The sequence below is a fragment of the Oxalobacteraceae sp. CFBP 8761 genome, assembly GCA_014841595.1.
Taxonomy (GTDB): domain Bacteria; phylum Pseudomonadota; class Gammaproteobacteria; order Burkholderiales; family Burkholderiaceae_D; genus Telluria.
On record JACYUE010000002.1, the window covers coordinates 668286 to 684597 of the forward strand.

A 16312-nucleotide genomic window follows, 5' to 3' on the forward strand; every position below is an offset into this window, starting at 1 on the left:
CCGTCGCCTATGCCCGCTTGCCGGGCGACGCGCAGAATGCGATCTTGCTCGTCATGAGGGCCGGCATGCCCGGTGAGGCGCAGAAGGTGCTGTCTGTGCCCCTGGCGACCTGCTTGCCAGGCGAGGCGCAGAAGGCGGTGGCATTCGCTGCGGCTGCCGGTTTGCCCGGGGACGCACAGAACGCGGTGGCGCCGGCCGGCTTGCCTGGCGACGCGCAGAACGCAGCGTCGCCCCTGACCACGACACCGAACTCGGCCTCGTACAGCGCGCGCATGCGCTCGCCCGCCTGGACATGCTCGCCTTCGGTGCCGGCGGCGATGCCGACGTACGGATAGTGGTGCAGGAAGAAGCCGAAGGCGGCCTCGCAGTCGCGTGCGTACTTCATGGTGTCGAGGATGTGGTAGTGCCAGAAGGTGTCGACATCGACCGTTGGCGAGGCGCCGGCATCCGGGTACTTTTTCATGAGGAACAGGAAGCGCCGGTATTCGGTTTCCACGGCGTTGGTGCGCATTTCGGACCAGCCTTCGCCGGACGCTTCGTGCATCAGCTTCATCTTGATCGGATTCAGGTCAAGCGCCTCGAAAGCGGCGTATTCGGTATGGGTCGACATCATGATCACCTCGTGTATGTTTGTGGATGAATCGGACAATGCTGGCGGCTGTCACGGTGTCTGAGGCGGTATTTCCGTAGCGCATTATCGGGAAATTCCGGTGGTATTGACCTGTGACAGACACAGCCATTGTCATGCGCTGGCTCAGCTCAGCAGTTGCGCTAGATCAAACTTGGGAGCATGGACGAGCGCGGTGACGGGCGACGTCGTCACCGTTGCTGGGAAAGGGGACGCCTCAGGCGGCGACGGGCGAGATTGGGGTGCTGTCAGTGCGCAGGCCAGGGCCAGCTGCCGCCGGGGTACCGGCCCCTGGAGCACCATCCACCGGAATACTGACCACGATCGTGGTGCCGCTGCCCATGCCGCTGCTGTTGATCGAGAACGAGCCGCCCAGGATGGCGATGCGTTCCTCGATGCCCACCAGGCCGAAGGAGCCGTGGCGGTTGCGGCTGCCCGGCTGCAGGCCGACGCCGTTGTCGCAGATCGTCATGGTGAGCATGCCGGCATGCTGGTGCAGCGTGATGCCGACCTCGCTGGCACGCGCGTGGCGCGCCACGTTGTTGAGCGACTCCTGCAGGATGCGGAAGAACGCGGTCGCACTGTTGTCATCGATGCGGTGCTCGCCATTGTCATCCACCAGCTCGCAGGTGATGCCGGTGCGGCGCGCGAAGTCGGCCACCTGCCAGTCGACGGCGGCCGACAGGCCCAGATCGAGTACGTTCGGCCGCAGGTCGTTGATGATCTGGCGCACGCTGCGGATGGTGACGTCGATCTGGCGCACCGTGGCGGCGGCGCGCGCGTGCAGGCGCTGCTGCGCCCCGCGGGTACGGTTGGCCAGCAGTTCGGCCTCGATTTTCAGTGCCAGCAGGTTCTGCGCCAGGTCGTCGTGGATTTCGCGCGCAATGCGCTTGCGCTCGCCTTCCTTGATCTGCTCCGCGTGGGCGGCAAGCAGGCGCAGTTTTTCATGGCTGGCCTGAAGCTTGGTCTGCGAGGCGCGCAGTTCGCGCGTCATTTCCTCGGCCATGCGCAGCGCGTTGCGGCGCGACGAAGCCAGCGTCTGGAACAGCGCGTAGAGCAGGGCGGTACTCATGCCGGCCGCAAGCGCTGCCAGCCATGGGTAATACATGTCGAAGCGGGTGTACATGTCGGACCTGAGAATGCTGAAGTCGGCGCGCCAGACGCGCTGGTTGAATTCAATGGGCAGGCTGGCCGCAAAGATCCCGTCGTCGGTCTGCGGGGTGGCCGGATTGGGTCGGGCGCTCGTGGCCAGGCTGTCGTACAGCACGGCGCGCGGCGGCGCTTCGCCCGGTTCGGGCGCCAGTGCGGTCAGCTCGGTCAGCACCAGGCGCACGCCCTTGACGGGAAATTCATCGAGCACACCGGCGACCAGCGGCGCAAGGCCGAAGCCGAGACCGGCCGAACCGATATACGCCAGGCGCCGTGCCTGTACGCTGTCGTTGGGCAGGTCACTGCGGTAGACCGGCAGGCGCAGCGCCAGCGCGCTCTGGTTGGGGCCGGGCCGCAAGGCGATGCGGGTGCCCGAGGCGCTCGAGCTGCCGGTATCGCGCGCCACGGCCAGCGAGCGCCGGGTCGTGCCGCGCGCTTCCAGGTCCAGCCCCAGCCGGTCGAGCAGATTCAGTGGCAATGGTTCCATGTACACCAGCACCGTGTAGGTATCGCGATCGGGCGCCGTCAGCAACGGGGTATGCACGACGCCGCGCCGCGCCAGGCGCTTTTGCAACTCGTCGTTCAGTGCCGGCAGGCCGTCGGCGCGCACCGCGCGCGCGTAGTTGATGTTGACGATGCCGGGGAAGTGGCGCTTGATGTCGAGTTCACCGACATACTGGTGGAACTGGGCGGCGCTGGTATCTGGTTCGGCGCGAAACAGCCCGGCGACCCCGCGCAGCACGTCGCTGTAGCTCTTGATCCGGGCATCGATATTGTTCTGGGCGGCGCGCGCCATGGCGCGAAAGCGTGTCTGCGCATCGCTTTCGATCGCACCGGACGTCGCACAGTAGGCGCCGGCCCCGAACGCCAGCGACAGCACCACGCCGACGATCATGGCGGCGGGTACGAACGTCCCGGCTTGGCGGTCTGGATGCATGGCGGATCTCACGAACGTGAGGCTGGTTGTGGACGTGCGCGTGTCGCATGTTTCCACGCTAAGCATTGTCGGCCTCTACCGTAGCTAGCAGGTTTACTAGGTTCTGCAATCTGCCGGCTCTTTGATGAGAACACGGCGCCCGGCTCGTTGCGAGCGGGGCGCCGTGACACAGTTGGCGTGGGCCGGCCTAGTTGAAGCTCAGCCCGTTGTTGCTGGCGTTACTGACTTTCTTGCCCTTCAGGTCGACCGTGAAATGGTCGCTCGGCTTGGCCGAGCCAAGACCCTTGAGGATCGCGAAGACGCCCTTGAACTGCTGCTGGAACGGCACGTGCACCGGGTTCTGGTCGGACGGCTTGTCGCCGATGCGCACGATCGGCGCTGGCGAGGCAGGGAACGCCGCCATCAGCACCTTGTACTGGTTCACGCGTGCCTGGCCCATGTCGCGCAGGGCCAGTTCGCCCGCATACACGGTGCGGTGGAAGTCGCCGTAGAACGCGTACGGGGTGAGGTTCGCAAAGTCGTCCAGGCGCAGACCGGCGGCCGTGGCCAGGCGTTCGGCGCGCACCGTGGCGTCCTGCCAGTCGGTGGCCAGCGTCGAGGCGGCAACCGTGGTGGTCGGGGGCGTGCCGGCGGCGGCGCATGCGGCGCTCAAGGGCAGGATGCCGGGCGCGTCCTTCAGTTGCGCCAGCGTGACCTTGGTCTGCAGTTGCGACAGGATCAGCATCTGCTTGCCGTTCAGGGCCATCGCGGCTTCTTTCATCTCGCATGGCCAGTATTCGTCCATGAAGCGCAGGCGCGACAGTTCGCCGAAGTACTGGTGCGTGAATTCGCCGTACGAGCGGGTGTCGAGGATGCTGCGGTCCCAGCGCTTGGCGACATCGGCGTTAACCGAGCTGCCCTTGAGGTAATCGTTTTCGACCACGTAGTGCGGGAACAGTTCGGCAAAGCGCGGCACTGTCGACAGCGGCATGGTCTGGACGTCGATCGTCTCGGCGTCCTTGTAGGTCACGACCTTGTAGGCGGCGCCATACACGGCCAGCGACGGCGACTGCACGTTGACGAGGTAGTTGCCACTGCCGTCGGTGTGGTCGTTGGTGCCGTTGAAGTGCATGTGGCCGCCCACGTGCAGGCGCAGGCCCGTGGCCGCCACGGCATTGGCGACGCTCGCGTCCGGCACGCGCGCCGTCTGGAACGCGCCCGACTTGAACACGTCCTTCATGGCCTGCGTCTGGTTGGCGTAGAAGTCCATCGTCGGATAGTGCGAGAAGGCCATCAGCTGCTTGCCCTCGGCCTTGGCGCGCGCGGCCACCGACTTGATGTAGTCCATCAGGAACATCTTGTGGGTGATCACCTTGTTCCAGCCGGCGTTGCCAGCGCCGTCGAAGCCCTTGAAGCTGGTCGGGTTGGCCGGATCGAACTTCGCGTTCGGCACGAACACATTGGCGTCGATCGACAGCAGCCACAGGCCCTTGACCGGCTCGACCAGGTACGTCGTGTCGATCAGCTTCGTGCACTTGGTGAAGGCTTTGCCGAGCTTGGCCTCGCCAGCAGCTTTATAAGAGCCGCCCGAGCCTTCGGCGCAGATCTCGAATTCGCGGCTCTTGCCGCCAGACTGCGCCAGGGCTGCGTCATACGTGTATTTGCCGGCGTCGTACTTGCTGAACGGGGTTTCCCACAGCAGGTCGGCCTTGTTCGGCATGAAGCCAAATTCGCCCATCTTGACCATCAGGCGTTCGGTGCCTTGTTCCATGACCTGGTCGGTGCAGATTACCGTCGGGTCCTTGGCCAGGCACGCTGGATTGCCGGTGGCGTAGATCTTCTGTTCCTTGCCGTCCTTGGTCAGAAAGTCGTTCTTGCCCGCTTCGTTGTCGTCAAACGGCTCGACCGGGTCGTGGTTGCCGGGTGCGATGAAAAAACGCATGCCCTTGGCCTGGTACTGCTTCATGATCTCGGCGATGCCGTCGACGTTCATCGGCTGGGCGTCGTCGGTATAGTCGCCCGGGAGCGCAACGACGCGGATGCCCTTGGCATAGGCGTCGTCGAGTGCGGCGTAGAAGGCGAAGTAGTTTTCGTTGAACAGGCGCGTGGACGTCAGCTGCGCATACATCGTGCGGATGGTCGCGTTCCTGCCGTCTTTCGTCGGGATCCCGGCGAACTGGCTGCTCTTGAAGTCGCCGTAGACATTCTGGAAGTGGACGTCGCTCATGAAGGCGACGGCGGTGCTCACCGGCACTGGTGCCGGTGCCGGTGTTTGCACCGGCTGCGTGACGACAGGGGCGTCGCTGTCGCCGGGACTGCAGCCTGCCAGCAGGGCCAGCAGGGAAAGCGCCGCGCAGGTGGCGGCGCGGTGATGCATTGGACGGGTCATGCAATTACTCCGGTCATCAAGATGCCCGGAGGATGACATCGTTACATGACCGGATGGTTACATGACCGGCTGTAGAACCCGCTGCTTACTTGCCCCAGCTGTCCTTGAGCGTCGTCACCCGGTTGAAGACCGGCTTGCCCGGCGTCGAATCGACGCGGTCGGCCACGAAGTAGCCATGACGCTCGAACTGGAAGCGCTGGTCGCCCACGGCGTCCTTCAGGCCCGGTTCCAGATACGCGGTGATGGTCTCGAGCGCATTCGGATTGAGCACCGTCTTGAAGTCCTTGCCGCCGGCGTCCGGCTGCGGGTCCAGGAACAGGCGATCGTACAGGCGCACTTCGGCTTCCAGCGCGCTGGCGGCGCTGACCCACGTGATGTTGCCCTTCACCTTGTAGTTGTCCGCGCCCGGCGTGCCCGACTTCGAATCCTCGAAGTACTTCACGTGCACGGCGGTGACGTTGCCGTCGGCATCCTTGTCAAAGCCCGTGCACTCGACCACGTAGCCATACTTCAGGCGCACGCGGCTGCCCGGCAGGTCGCCCTGCGGCGGCGTGAAGCGGAAGTAGCCCTTGACCGGCGTTTCCATGAAGTCTTCCTGCTCGATCCACAGTTCGCGCGTGAACGGGAAGGTGCGCTTGCCCATCTCGGGATGGTGCGGGTGCACGGGCGAGCTGCACTCGTGCGACTCGCCTTCAGGGAAGTTGTCGACGATGAGTTTCAAAGGACGCAGCACGGCAATCGCGCGCGGCGCTTTCGGGTCGAGATCATCACGCAGCGCGCCTTCGAGCGTGCTCATGTCGATCCAGCCGTCAGCTTTCGACACGCCGATGCGCTCGCAGAACAGCTGCAGCGATTCGGGCGTGTAGCCGCGGCGGCGCAGGCCAACGATGGTCGGCATGCGCGGGTCGTCCCAGCCGGTGACGGTGCCATCGTCGACCAGCGCGCGCAGCTTGCGCTTGGAGGTCACGACATAGGTCAGGTTCAGGCGCGCGAATTCGTACTGGCGCGGCACCGGCTTGTTGAAGAAGCCGCCCTCGGCCAGCGTCTCGACCAGCCAGTCGTAGAACGGGCGGTGATCCTGGAATTCCAGCGTGCACAGCGAGTGTGTGATGTTTTCGATCGCATCCGAGATCGGGTGCGTGTAGTCGTACATCGGGTAGATGCACCAGGCGTCGCCCGTGCGGTGGTGGTGCGCATGGCGGATGCGGTACAGGGCCGGATCGCGGTTCGTCATGATCGGCGACGACATCGCGTCTTCGCTCATCTTGGCGCGCAGGATGTGTTCGCCATCCTTGTACTTGCCGGCTTTCATGTCGCGGAACAGCTGCAGCGATTCTTCGGTCGGGCGGTCGCGGAAGCGCGAATTGGTGCCCAGCGTGCCGAAATTGCCGCGGTTCTTCGCCATCTCTTCGGCGCTCTGGCTGTCGACGTAGGCTTTCCCGTTCTGGATCAGGTACTCGGCCATCGCGTATAGCTGGTCGAAGTAGTCGCTGGCGTAGTACAGGTGTTCCTGGCCGTCTTGCTGCCACGAGAAACCAAGCCACTTGACGCTGTCGATGATCGTGTCGACGTATTCCTGGTCTTCCTTCTCGGGATTGGTGTCGTCGAAACGCAGGTGGCACAGGCCGCCGTAGTCGCGCGCCAGGCCGAAGTTCAGGCAGATCGATTTGGCGTGGCCGATGTGCAGGTAGCCATTCGGCTCGGGCGGGAAGCGCGTGATCACGGGCGGCAGGCCCTCACGGGCATGCGTGCCGGCGGCCAGGTCGGATTCGACGATGGCACGCACAAAGTTCGACGACGGTGCGTTGCCCGGCGCCGGGGAATTCTTGTCGTTGCTCATGAGATAGTTCTGGGAGGGTAAGGTGTCGGGCATTTTACCGTAGACAGCGACCCTGTAGCATGCCCTCGTCGTTACCCTGCCTGCTGCCACCGCCATCCCGCAAAAGCAGGCACCCGCGCCCCGTCGAACCTTTTCTATAGGATAATCTCTCTTTAAACCGTGATTCATTGCCAGACGGCTGACGCCGGGAGAGTTTCTGTTGGAAAATTTATATGCGATCCTCGGCGTGGCCCCGAATGCCACCGACGACGAGATCAAGAAGGTCTACCGCTCGCTGGCCATGCGCTATCACCCGGACCGCAATCAGGCGCCGGGCGCCGAGGCGCGCTTCAAGGCCGTGAGCAAGGCCTACGAGATCCTCTCCGACCGCGCCAGGCGCGACGAATACAACCAGAGCCTGAATCACCGCATCGTGCTCGACGCCGAAGCCGAAGCCTTCGAGCTGTGGCGTTCGCTGTTCGCCCTGAACGGCGTCAACCTGCCCGCGCACTGACGCCTCGGCCGCGCATGCGGCCCGCCATACCCATCTACAGGACACACTATGAAAAACGTACATCCCGAATTCTCTTTCCAGTCGCGTGAACTGGAAGGCCAGATCGAAGGCACCCTGGGCGACCCGCCGAACCGCAAGAACTACGACATGATGGTGAACGCCCTGGTGTCGGAATACGCCGACGGCGGCGGCATCGACGACGTCAACATGATGGCCTTCGCACTGGTCGACAAGATCCGCTTCCTGGACGCCAAGGGCCTGATGGGCGAAGCACTGGACTACGCCGACGGCGACCCTTCCAAGGTGTTTGCGATGGCCGAATGCACGGGCGACGATGGCGCGAAGATGTACGAAGCGATGACGACCAACTTCCCCGAGCTGGCGCGCCAGGCGATCATCACCGCATTCCTGTTCAAGAACCAGAATCGCTGGGACGATGAAGACCAGTCGCTCGAGCAGCTGGGCCGCAATGACGATGGCGACGATGTCGATGAAGACGGCGAAGCAACCGACGACTTCAGCGGCCTGTTCGACGAAGGAGACCGCGATGAGCGATGACACCGGCAGCAAGAACGAACACCTGCCGGCCCTGACGCAGCAGGTGGGCGACCTGGTGCTGGCCGGCTCGCTCGACCACGCCGAAGAGGTGTTCTCGAAAGCGGCCGACGAGCATGGCGACTACGCCGTGGCGCAGGTGCTCAGCGACCTGCCACCGCAAGTGACGGCGCTGCACCTGGCCGGCTTTGACGGCGGCAAGACGTCGCTGGCCACGATGCTGGTCCCGCCCAAGGCCTGGGCCGACAGTCTGGCCTACATCGCCGCGACCTGGCCCGACAACCTGATCGAGGACGATCCCGAGCGCATCGCCGAAAACCTGTTCAACCACGTCCATGGCGTGGTGTATGCGCAGGACGACGAAGAGCGCCGCAACGAGCTGCTCGAAGCGGCATCGGCCACCGACCATGGCGCGACGATCTTCGCGATCATGTGGTCGCTGGCCCCGCGCGAAATCCTCGAAGTGGCAGGCGAAATCCTGTCCAAGGGGCGTTACGTGAGCGGCCAGACGAGTGCCGACAGCGACATCGTGCCGCTGGCGGTCGACCTGGCCAAGGCCAGCGAAGATGGCTGGGAGCGTTCGCTGCTGGAGCTGTTCCCGGAATTCAGGCACAGCGCCGAGATGGCCGAAATCGAACTGCCGGACGATCCGGATGAAGAGTCCGAATTCATGCAGCGCTCGACCCGCGACCTGCTGCTCCGCCTGCGCAAGCAGGTGCCGTCGGTGCGCAGCATGCCGCGCCGCAGCCCGCGCCGCAGCCTGGGCTCGGACATCTTTTCGTGACGGCAGGCCCCAGCATGTTGCCTGCCATTGTCATTGAAAAGCCGCCCCGGCTGATCCGCGCGATCCGGCTGCTGCCGGTCGACGCCACGCCCGATGAAGCGGCGATCCTGGCCGACGAACTGTCCGGAATCACCGCCATGGTGGCCGAAAAGTTCACCAACGACCGCACCGCCGAAGGCATCGGGCGCGCGCTGCTGTTGACGGTCGGCGGCATCTCGCTGGGCCTCGAACATCTGATCCAGACCGAGGAAGAGGGCGACCTCGATGCGCTCGACATCCTGATCGGGGAGGGCGCCGAGCACGCATTCCAGGCGGGCTTTCGCCTGATCCGCGAGCTGGCCGCGCTGCCCGAGGACAGCCTGGTGAGCGAGTACGATCTCGACCCGATCTATGCGCAGCGGCGCCTGAAAGAACTGTTCGTCGACATCTGCACGGCCGATCCGGGCGAAACGTGGTCGGGCTACGAGCGCTACCTGGGCCAGGTGCGCCAGCGCCAGGAAGTCCAGGCAGTCGTCAAGGCGGCCGAGTGGCTGCGCAAGCACCACTACGAGGGCGCGGTCGTCGATCCGGACCTGAATGCCGAAGGCGTGATCGCGATGGCGGTCATCTTCGCGGCCGAGGGCGGCGCGCGCATCACGGCGCGCACTGGCCAGCGCGAGTTCGAACGCTTCGTCAAGGCGGTGCGCAAGCACAATCCCGACTTCGAAGCCGGCTGGGCCGAGCTGATGGCGCGCGTGCCGCCGGCGCACCAGCCCGTGATCGCCGCGCGCATCGCCACCTACCGCGCCAGTTGCACGGTGCTGCAACTGATTGGCACGACGGCGACGATGAAGCAGCTGTTCGCCGAAATGGAAAACTACGCCGGGTCGGAGCTCGATCCCGAGTATCCGTGAAGGCTGCCAGGTGAGCGCGCCGGGCGCCCGCATTGCCGCCGGCAGCGCGGCGTTCCGGCGCATCAACCGCGCCATGGCGTTTGGCGGTTTTTCCACTTTTGCACTGCTGTATTGCGTGCAGCCCTTGATGCCGCTGCTGGGCCGCGACTTCGGGTTGTCACCCGCGCAGAGCAGTCTGGTGCTGTCGGTGGCGACCGCCACGCTGGCTCTCGCGCTACTGGGCTCCAGCAACGTCGCCGAGCGCTTCGGGCGCAAGAAGGTCATGGTCGGCTCGATGCTCAGCGGCGCCGTCCTCACGCTGGGCTGCGCCTTTGCCTCCGACTACATCCACCTGGTGGCGCTGCGCGCCTGCATGGGTCTGATGCTGGGCGGCTTGCCGGCCGTGGCGATGGCCTACCTGGGCGACGAGATCGAACCCACATCCCTTGGCCTGTCGATGGGCATGTACATCAGCGGCAGCGCCTTTGGCGGCATGACTGGGCGGGTGCTGTCGGCCTTCATCAGCGATTTCGCCTCCTGGCGCATCGCGCTCGGCGTGCTGGGTGCGGCCGGGCTGTACGCTGCGTGGGAATTCTCACGCAGCCTGCCAGCCTCGCGCCATGGCGCCACGCTGCCGGCCCGCGGCCCCGGCTTTCTCGCCGGTGTGCGCATTCACTTGCGCGATCCGGGGCTGCCGTGGCTGTTCGCGCTGTCGTTCCTGCTGATGGGCGCGTTCATCACGCTGTACAACTACATCGGCTACCGCCTGCTGGGCGCGCCGTTCAACCTGCGGCCAAGCGCCGTCGGGTTGCTGTCGCTGCTGTACCTCTTGGGCATCGTCAGTTCGATGTGGGCTGGCAAGCTGGCCGACCGGCTCGGGCGGCGCAACGTGTTGTGGCTCCTGATGGGGCTGATGATCGCCGGGTTGCTGATTACGCTGGCCGATTCGCTGGTGGCCACCGTGCTGGGCGTGGGCCTGGCGACCTTTGGCTTCTTCGCGTCGCACTCGGTGGCCAGCAGCTGGGTAGGGCGCCGCGCACGGGCGCCGCAGGCGCTGGCCTCAGGCATCTACCTGTTCTTCTATTACCTGGGATCGAGCGTGGTGGGCTGGTCGGGCGGGTATGTCTACGAGCACTGGGACTGGACCGGTGTCGTGACCTTGCTGGCGGGATTGCTGGGGGTGGGCCTGGGGATTGCGTTGCATCTGCGGCGCCTGGCGCCGTTGCCGGTGAACTACTAGCTGGAGTAAGCAGGGGGCAATACCGGGTCGCGGGCAATACCGTTACCGTGCGCCGGCTGAAAACCGGTCGCACAAGTAAAAACGCCACGCTGCGAAGCGTGGCGTTGTCCGATCAGCGGCGAGCTGCGCGGTTTTGCGGGCGCGGTGCGCCGCCGGTTTTGCCAAGGTGACGGAAAGTGATCCGGCCCTTGCTCAGGTCGTACGGCGACAGTTCGAGGCTGACCTGGTCGCCGGCAATGATGCGGATGTGGTTCTTGCGCATTTTGCCCGAGGTGTAAGCGATCAGCTTGTGGCCGTTTTCGCAGTCGATACGATAACGCGAGTCCGGCAGCACTTCAGCCACGACGCCATTCATTTCGATGAGTTCTTCTTTTGCCATGATGGAGCTCCTGTAAATTTTAATATTGGGTAATCACACCAGCCTGGCGCGCGGCGCACGGGCTGGCGGATGATGCGGCCTGCGTGAAGCAGGCGGTGTCAGGATGGGAATAATATTGACTTCGCTGGGTGTTGCGGCCCGTGTGCCATCTCGTGCCGTGGCGTCGCGCTTTGCGCGAATCATTTGTCCACAGGAACACGATATGGGGACGGTAGTAGAATTTTCCAGTGGCAATCTCGTGTTGTCATTCCTGAAACTTTGTAATCGTGGAGGAGTAATCGATGCCATACAAGCGATAGTGTAGCACGGTTGCCGCTCTGCGGCTCATGCGCACGCATAATGACGATATAATCTGCTTAACTTCCGTTGCAAAAAGCAACGCTTTTCACCAGGTCTTTCGCGTGCAGCAATTGCCCCACGTGTCGATCGGCCGACTTTCCTGGGCTGCTCTCATGAACGACCGCACTTCCGCCAATATAACGGGCCGCATTTCCACCGGTATCGCCGGCCTCGACGACATCCTGGGTGGTGGCTTGACGCCCCAGCGCGTGTATCTCGTCGAAGGCTCGCCCGGCGCCGGCAAGACCACGCTCGGCCTGCAATTCCTGCTCGACGGAATGGCGCGGGGCGAAGCCGGCCTGTATGTCACCCTGTCCGAAACCACCGACGAACTGATTGCGGTGGGTCAAAGCCATGGTTGGGACCTGACCCCGCTGTCGATTTACGAGCTGGCAGGTGAAGACGACCTTGATCTTGACTCGCAGCAGTCCGTGTTCCATCCATCCGAAATCGAGCTGGGCGAAACGACGCGCAAGGTCATGGACCGGGTCGACCAACTGCAACCGGTGCGGGTGGTGTTCGACAGCCTGTCCGAAATGCGGTTGCTGGCTCAGAATCCGCTGCGCTACCGGCGCCAGATTCTTGCGCTCAAGCAATTCTTCTCCGCGCGCGGCTGTACCGTCCTGCTGCTCGATGACAAGACCAACCAGTCCGACCAGCAGCTGCACAGCATTGCCCACGGCGTCATCAGCCTGGAGCAGATTGCGCGCGACTACGGCAAGGAACGGCGCCGCGTCAATATCCTCAAGATGCGCGGGATTCGCTTCCGTGGCGGCTACCATGACTATGCGCTCGACACAGGCGGCATCACGATGTACCCGCGCCTGGTCGCCGCCGAACACGTGCGCGACTTCGTGCCGCTGGTCGGTTCGAGCGGCTCCGACGGCTTCGACGCGCTGCTGGGCGGCGGCCTGATTCGCGGCACCAACACGCTGATCGTCGGCCCGTCCGGCATCGGCAAGACCACGCTGTCCACGCGCTGCCTGCTGGCCGCGCTCGAGCGTGGCGAAAAGGCGGCCTATTACCTGTTCGACGAAGGCCTGGGCACCTTCTTTGCCCGCAGCACGCAGCTGGGACTGGACCTGCGGCCCTACCTGGCCACCGGCCAGCTCGCGATGTGCCACTTCGATCCGGCCGAACTCTCGCCTGGCGAATTCGCGCAGCTGCTGCGCGACGCCGTCGAACAGCAGAGTACACGCTTCATGGTGATCGACAGCCTGAACGCCTACCTGCAGGCAATGCCGGGCGAACAGTTCCTGACATTGCAGATGCACGAACTGCTGTCGTACCTGAACCAGCAGGGCGTGACGACCATGATGATCCTGGGCCAGCATGGCCTGATGGCCGAAGGCCGCACCGACGTCGACCTGAGCTACCTGAGCGACAGCACGGTGCTGATGCGTTTCTTTGAGACGAGCGGCAATGTGCGGCGCGCCATCAGCGTGATCAAGAGCCGCACCACGCAGCACGCGCAGACGATCCACGAGCTGCAGCTTGGCCACGGCGGCGTGCGTATCGGCGCGCCGCTCGTGGGTTTCGAGGGCGTGCTGACCGGCATCCCCAATTACCGCGGCGCCACGCCCATGATGGTTCCGGTTCCAGATGCCGGGCAATAGCCAGCCGCGCAGCGCGCACGAAGAGCGCATCCTGATCTTCGCGCCGCGCGGGCGCGACGCCGACGTCATGGCGTCGGTGCTGCAGCGCGATGGCCTCGAGTGCAAGGCCTTCACCGACTTCGCCCAGCTCGCCGCGGCGATCGAAGAGGGCGCCGGCGCGGCCATCCTGGCCGAAGAAGCGCTGCAGAACGTCGATGCCAGGGCCTTGCATGCCTGGCTCGAGGCGCAGGCGCCGTGGTCCGACTTTCCGTTCATCGTGTTGCTGGCCAAGACCGTCGGCCTGCAGCAGGGCGCGGCGCGCGAGCGCCTGGGCGACTACGGCAATGTGATCCTGCTCGAACGCCCGCTCAATGCGCAGACGCTGCGCAGCGCCAGCATCTCGGCCCTGCGCGCGCGCCGCCGCCAGTACCAGGCACGCGACGTGCTGGCCGACCGCGAGCGCACGGCGCAGAGCCTGCACGACAGCCGGCAGGAACTCGTTGCCCTGAACGAAACGCTCGAATCGCGCATCGACGAGCGCACCCGAGCGCTGGCCCAGGCCAACGACCGCCTGATGAACGAAATCATCGAGCGCGAGCGCGTGCAGCAGGCGATGGCGCAGTACCAGAAGATGGAAGCGGTCGGGCGTCTGACCGGCGGCATCGCGCACGACTTCAACAACCTGCTCAATGTGATCCAGGGCAGCATGGATCTGATCCTGTTGATGTCGAAGGACGATGTGGCCAAGGGCCGCGCCGAGATCGCGCGCCGCGCCTGCCAGCGCGGCGGCAAGCTCACGAGCCAGTTGCTGGCGTTCGCGCGCAACCAGAGCCTCGACCTGCGCGAAACCCATATCGGCCTGCTGTTCGACGGCGTGCGCGAACTGGTGGCCAGCTCGGTGGGCTCGGCCATCCGGCTGCGCTTTGCCGTCGACGACGACTGCGCCGCGGTGCTGGCCGATGGCAACCAGATGGAGATGGCCTTGCTGAACCTGGCCATCAATGCGCGCGACGCGATGCCGGCCGGCGGCGAGCTGGTGTTTGCAGCGGGCCTGTCGGCGCCGCCGGCCGGCTTGCTGGCCGAGGGCGACTATGTGCGCATTGCGGTGACCGACAGCGGCGAAGGCATGGCGCCGGATCTGGTGGCCAAGGTGTTCGAGCCGTTCTTCACGACCAAGGGTGTCAAGGGCACGGGACTGGGCCTGAGCCAGGTGTACGGCATGGCGCAGCAATCGGGCGGCGCGGCGCGCATCCTCAGCGAACAGGGCGTGGGCACCACAGTGGAAATCTGGCTGCGCGCCGCCACCAATATCGACGAGGCCGAGCCGGCGCCATTGGCGCAGATGCCGGTCGCAAGCCACCCGGCGCGCATCCTGATCGTCGAGGACGACGACTTCGTGCGCGCCTCGATGGTGTCGTCGCTCGAAGCGCTGGGCCACCAGGTGACGCAGGCAGCCGACGGCGAAGCGGGCCTGGCGGCGCTGCAACGGGCGCGCCCGGAGCTGTTGATCACCGATTACCTGATGCCCGGCATGACGGGCGCCGACCTGATGGTGCGCACGCGCGCGATGTTCCCGGGCCTGCCGATGATCATCGCCACCGGCTACGCCGACATGAAGGCGATCGAGCAGGTGATCGGCGACGATATCGTGCTGCGCAAGCCGTTCCAGCTGGCCGAACTGGCCGTGAGCGTCGGCCAGGCCCTGGATCGCCAGCGCCAGCGCGAGAGCGCGGTCCTGGCGTAACGCGCACGCAGTGCGCGATTCAAGTCTGATTGCGCCTATATAATCCGACAGACGCCACTTGCCAACGGACCACCGTGACAACCGCACCCGACCCATTCGACTACGAAGCCGCCATCGGCGCCTGCGCCCGCGGCGACCGGCATGCCCTGCGCCGGCTGTATGACCAGGAAAGCCCGCGCCTCCTGGGCGTGGCACTGCGCATCGTGCGCGACCGCCAGAGCGCCGAAGACGTCGTGCACGACGCTTTCGTGAGCATCTGGACCCGCGCCGGCACGTTTGATGCCACGCGTGGTTCGGGCCGCGGCTGGATGTACACGATCGTGCGCCACGCAGCGCTCGACGCCGTGCGCGATGGCGCCCACGAAGTCGGCGTCGACGAAGACACGCTCGATGCGCTCGACGCCGACGCCTTCGATCCCAATATGCAGGACGCTTTCGAGCTGCGCCAGGACATGGGCCGGCTGCACGAGTGCCTGACCCAGCTCGATCCGGCCAAGCGCAACAGCATCCTGCATGCCTATGTGGATGGCTTCTCGCACAGTGAAATCGCCGAGCGGCTCAAGTCGCCGCTGGGCACGGTCAAGGCCTGGATCAAGCGCGGCATGAGCGCGCTGCGGGAGTGCATGGTATGAACGCAACACACGATTACGACGAACTCGCCGGCCAATACGTGCTCGGCACGCTGCCGCGCGCCCAGCGGCTCGAGGTTGACGCTGCACTGGTCGACAATGCGTCGCTGCGCGCCGCCGTCGCCTTCTGGGAAACGCGGCTGCTGCCCCTGACGACGCTGGTCGAACCGAGCACGCCACCGGCGTCGCTGTGGGCCCGCATCGAGCGCAGTCTGGGGCCTGTCACCAAACCAGCGCCGACTGCGCGCGCCGGCTGGTGGGAGCGCCTGGGCCTGTGGCGCGGCCTGGCCGCGGGTGGGTTTGCCGCCGCTGCCGTCATGGCGGTGGTGGTCGGCCTGCGCGTCAACGACCTGCAGCAGCCGCACTATATGGTCGTGCTGGCCGCGCCGCAGAACGCGGCGCCTGGTTGGGTGCTCAAGATGACGGGGGCGACGACGCTGCGCCTCGAACCGCTGGTGGCGACCGCCGTGCCGGCGCAGCGCGCGCTGCAGTTGTGGACCAAGGCCGACGACTGGTCCGGTCCCGTGTCGCTGGGCCTCGTCAAGCCGGGCGAGACCGTCGAGGTCAAGCTCGACAAGCTGCCGAAGATCGTGCCGAACCAGCTGTTCGAGATCACGCTGGAGCCCGAAGCCGGCTCCCCGATCGGCAAGCCGACTGGCCCGATCCTGTTCATCGGCCGCGCCGTCGTCATCTAGGTATCGCGCACACCAATGGAAAAGGGCGTTCCCGCGCAAGCGGGAACGCCCTTTGTTCAATCTAC

At 65.2% G+C, this 16312-nt stretch carries 14 protein-coding genes; 9 read left to right on the plus strand and 5 right to left on the minus strand.

The features are described from left to right. Window positions 1-7: 7 nt before the first annotated feature. From IFU00_15305 to IFU00_15320, 4 genes are all read right to left on the minus strand, one after another. On the minus strand, window positions 8-610 hold the full coding sequence (locus IFU00_15305) for a glycine-rich domain-containing protein-like (GenBank protein ID MBD8543650.1): 603 nt from the start codon (window positions 608-610) through the stop codon (window positions 8-10). A gap of 235 nt (window positions 611-845) precedes the next feature. Further along, window positions 846-2714, minus strand: coding sequence for a CHASE domain-containing protein (locus IFU00_15310; GenBank protein ID MBD8543651.1), 1869 nt, complete (start codon window positions 2712-2714; stop codon window positions 846-848). A 187-nt stretch (window positions 2715-2901) separates the two neighbouring features. Then, window positions 2902-5070 carry a metallophosphoesterase gene (locus tag IFU00_15315; GenBank protein ID MBD8543652.1) on the minus strand — a complete coding sequence of 723 codons (2169 nt, stop codon included), beginning with the start codon at window positions 5068-5070 and terminating at the stop codon, window positions 2902-2904. A 97-nt stretch (window positions 5071-5167) separates the two neighbouring features. Continuing rightward, window positions 5168-6922, minus strand: a complete 1755-nt coding sequence (locus IFU00_15320; GenBank protein MBD8543653.1) for a glutamine--tRNA ligase/YqeY domain fusion protein — start codon at window positions 6920-6922, stop codon at window positions 5168-5170. Window positions 6923-7121: 199 nt separating this feature from the next. Between IFU00_15320 and IFU00_15325 the strand changes: the two genes are divergently transcribed. Genes IFU00_15325 through IFU00_15345 form a run of 5 tightly spaced genes read left to right on the plus strand, consistent with a single transcriptional unit; the run spans window position 7122 to window position 10866 of the window. Then, window positions 7122-7415 carry a DnaJ domain-containing protein gene (locus tag IFU00_15325; GenBank protein MBD8543654.1) on the plus strand — a complete coding sequence of 98 codons (294 nt, stop codon included), beginning with the start codon at window positions 7122-7124 and terminating at the stop codon, window positions 7413-7415. A gap of 48 nt (window positions 7416-7463) precedes the next feature. Continuing rightward, window positions 7464-7973 carry a hypothetical protein gene (locus IFU00_15330; GenBank protein ID MBD8543655.1) on the plus strand — a complete coding sequence of 170 codons (510 nt, stop codon included), beginning with the start codon at window positions 7464-7466 and terminating at the stop codon, window positions 7971-7973. Beyond that, the gene (locus IFU00_15335; GenBank protein ID MBD8543656.1) at window positions 7963-8754 is read left to right on the plus strand and encodes a hypothetical protein; all 792 of its coding nucleotides are present in this window, start codon (window positions 7963-7965) and stop codon (window positions 8752-8754) included. The genes IFU00_15330 and IFU00_15335 overlap by 11 nt, the downstream gene beginning before the upstream one ends. Before the next feature lie 14 nt (window positions 8755-8768). Next, on the plus strand, window positions 8769-9647 hold the full coding sequence (locus IFU00_15340) for a hypothetical protein (protein ID MBD8543657.1): 879 nt from the start codon (window positions 8769-8771) through the stop codon (window positions 9645-9647). A gap of 10 nt (window positions 9648-9657) precedes the next feature. Further along, complete coding sequence (locus IFU00_15345; GenBank protein ID MBD8543658.1) at window positions 9658-10866, plus strand: MFS transporter; 1209 nt, start codon at window positions 9658-9660, stop codon at window positions 10864-10866. Window positions 10867-10978: 112 nt separating this feature from the next. Here the strand turns inward: IFU00_15345 and infA are convergent, their stop codons facing one another. Then, window positions 10979-11245 (minus strand): translation initiation factor IF-1, encoded by a 267-nt coding sequence (infA, locus tag IFU00_15350; GenBank protein ID MBD8543659.1) that lies wholly within the window; start codon window positions 11243-11245, stop codon window positions 10979-10981. Window positions 11246-11697: 452 nt separating this feature from the next. On the opposite strand from infA, the gene IFU00_15355 reads away from it, so the two are divergent. The 4 genes from IFU00_15355 (at window position 11698) to IFU00_15370 (ending at window position 16247) form a co-directional block, all read left to right on the plus strand. After that, the gene (locus IFU00_15355; protein ID MBD8543660.1) at window positions 11698-13200 is read left to right on the plus strand and encodes a circadian clock protein KaiC; all 1503 of its coding nucleotides are present in this window, start codon (window positions 11698-11700) and stop codon (window positions 13198-13200) included. Further along, window positions 13187-14923: a response regulator gene (locus IFU00_15360; protein MBD8543661.1), complete on the plus strand. Its 1737-nt coding sequence runs from the start codon at window positions 13187-13189 to the stop codon at window positions 14921-14923. The genes IFU00_15355 and IFU00_15360 overlap by 14 nt, the downstream gene beginning before the upstream one ends. Before the next feature lie 74 nt (window positions 14924-14997). After that, entirely contained in the window at window positions 14998-15555 is a 558-nt protein-coding gene (locus IFU00_15365) for a sigma-70 family RNA polymerase sigma factor (protein ID MBD8543662.1), read from the plus strand. Further along, window positions 15552-16247 carry an anti-sigma factor gene (locus tag IFU00_15370; protein ID MBD8543663.1) on the plus strand — a complete coding sequence of 232 codons (696 nt, stop codon included), beginning with the start codon at window positions 15552-15554 and terminating at the stop codon, window positions 16245-16247. Before IFU00_15365 ends, IFU00_15370 begins: the two co-directional genes overlap by 4 nt. Window positions 16248-16312 lie beyond the last annotated feature (65 nt).

Coding starts and splice junctions, on each gene's coding strand:
- IFU00_15330 (MBD8543655.1), top strand. CDS start 7,464: ATGAAAAACGTACATCCCGAATTCTCTTTCCAGTCGCGTGAACTGGAA.
- IFU00_15335 (MBD8543656.1), top strand. CDS start 7,963: ATGAGCGATGACACCGGCAGCAAGAACGAACACCTGCCGGCCCTGACG.
- IFU00_15315 (MBD8543652.1), bottom strand. CDS start 5,070: ATGCATCACCGCGCCGCCACCTGCGCGGCGCTTTCCCTGCTGGCCCTG.
- IFU00_15360 (MBD8543661.1), top strand. CDS start 13,187: ATGCCGGGCAATAGCCAGCCGCGCAGCGCGCACGAAGAGCGCATCCTG.
- IFU00_15340 (MBD8543657.1), top strand. CDS start 8,769: ATGTTGCCTGCCATTGTCATTGAAAAGCCGCCCCGGCTGATCCGCGCG.
- infA (MBD8543659.1), bottom strand. CDS start 11,245: ATGGCAAAAGAAGAACTCATCGAAATGAATGGCGTCGTGGCTGAAGTG.
- IFU00_15370 (MBD8543663.1), top strand. CDS start 15,552: ATGAACGCAACACACGATTACGACGAACTCGCCGGCCAATACGTGCTC.
- IFU00_15320 (MBD8543653.1), bottom strand. CDS start 6,922: ATGAGCAACGACAAGAATTCCCCGGCGCCGGGCAACGCACCGTCGTCG.
- IFU00_15310 (MBD8543651.1), bottom strand. CDS start 2,714: ATGCATCCAGACCGCCAAGCCGGGACGTTCGTACCCGCCGCCATGATC.
- IFU00_15355 (MBD8543660.1), top strand. CDS start 11,698: ATGAACGACCGCACTTCCGCCAATATAACGGGCCGCATTTCCACCGGT.
- IFU00_15305 (MBD8543650.1), bottom strand. CDS start 610: ATGTCGACCCATACCGAATACGCCGCTTTCGAGGCGCTTGACCTGAAT.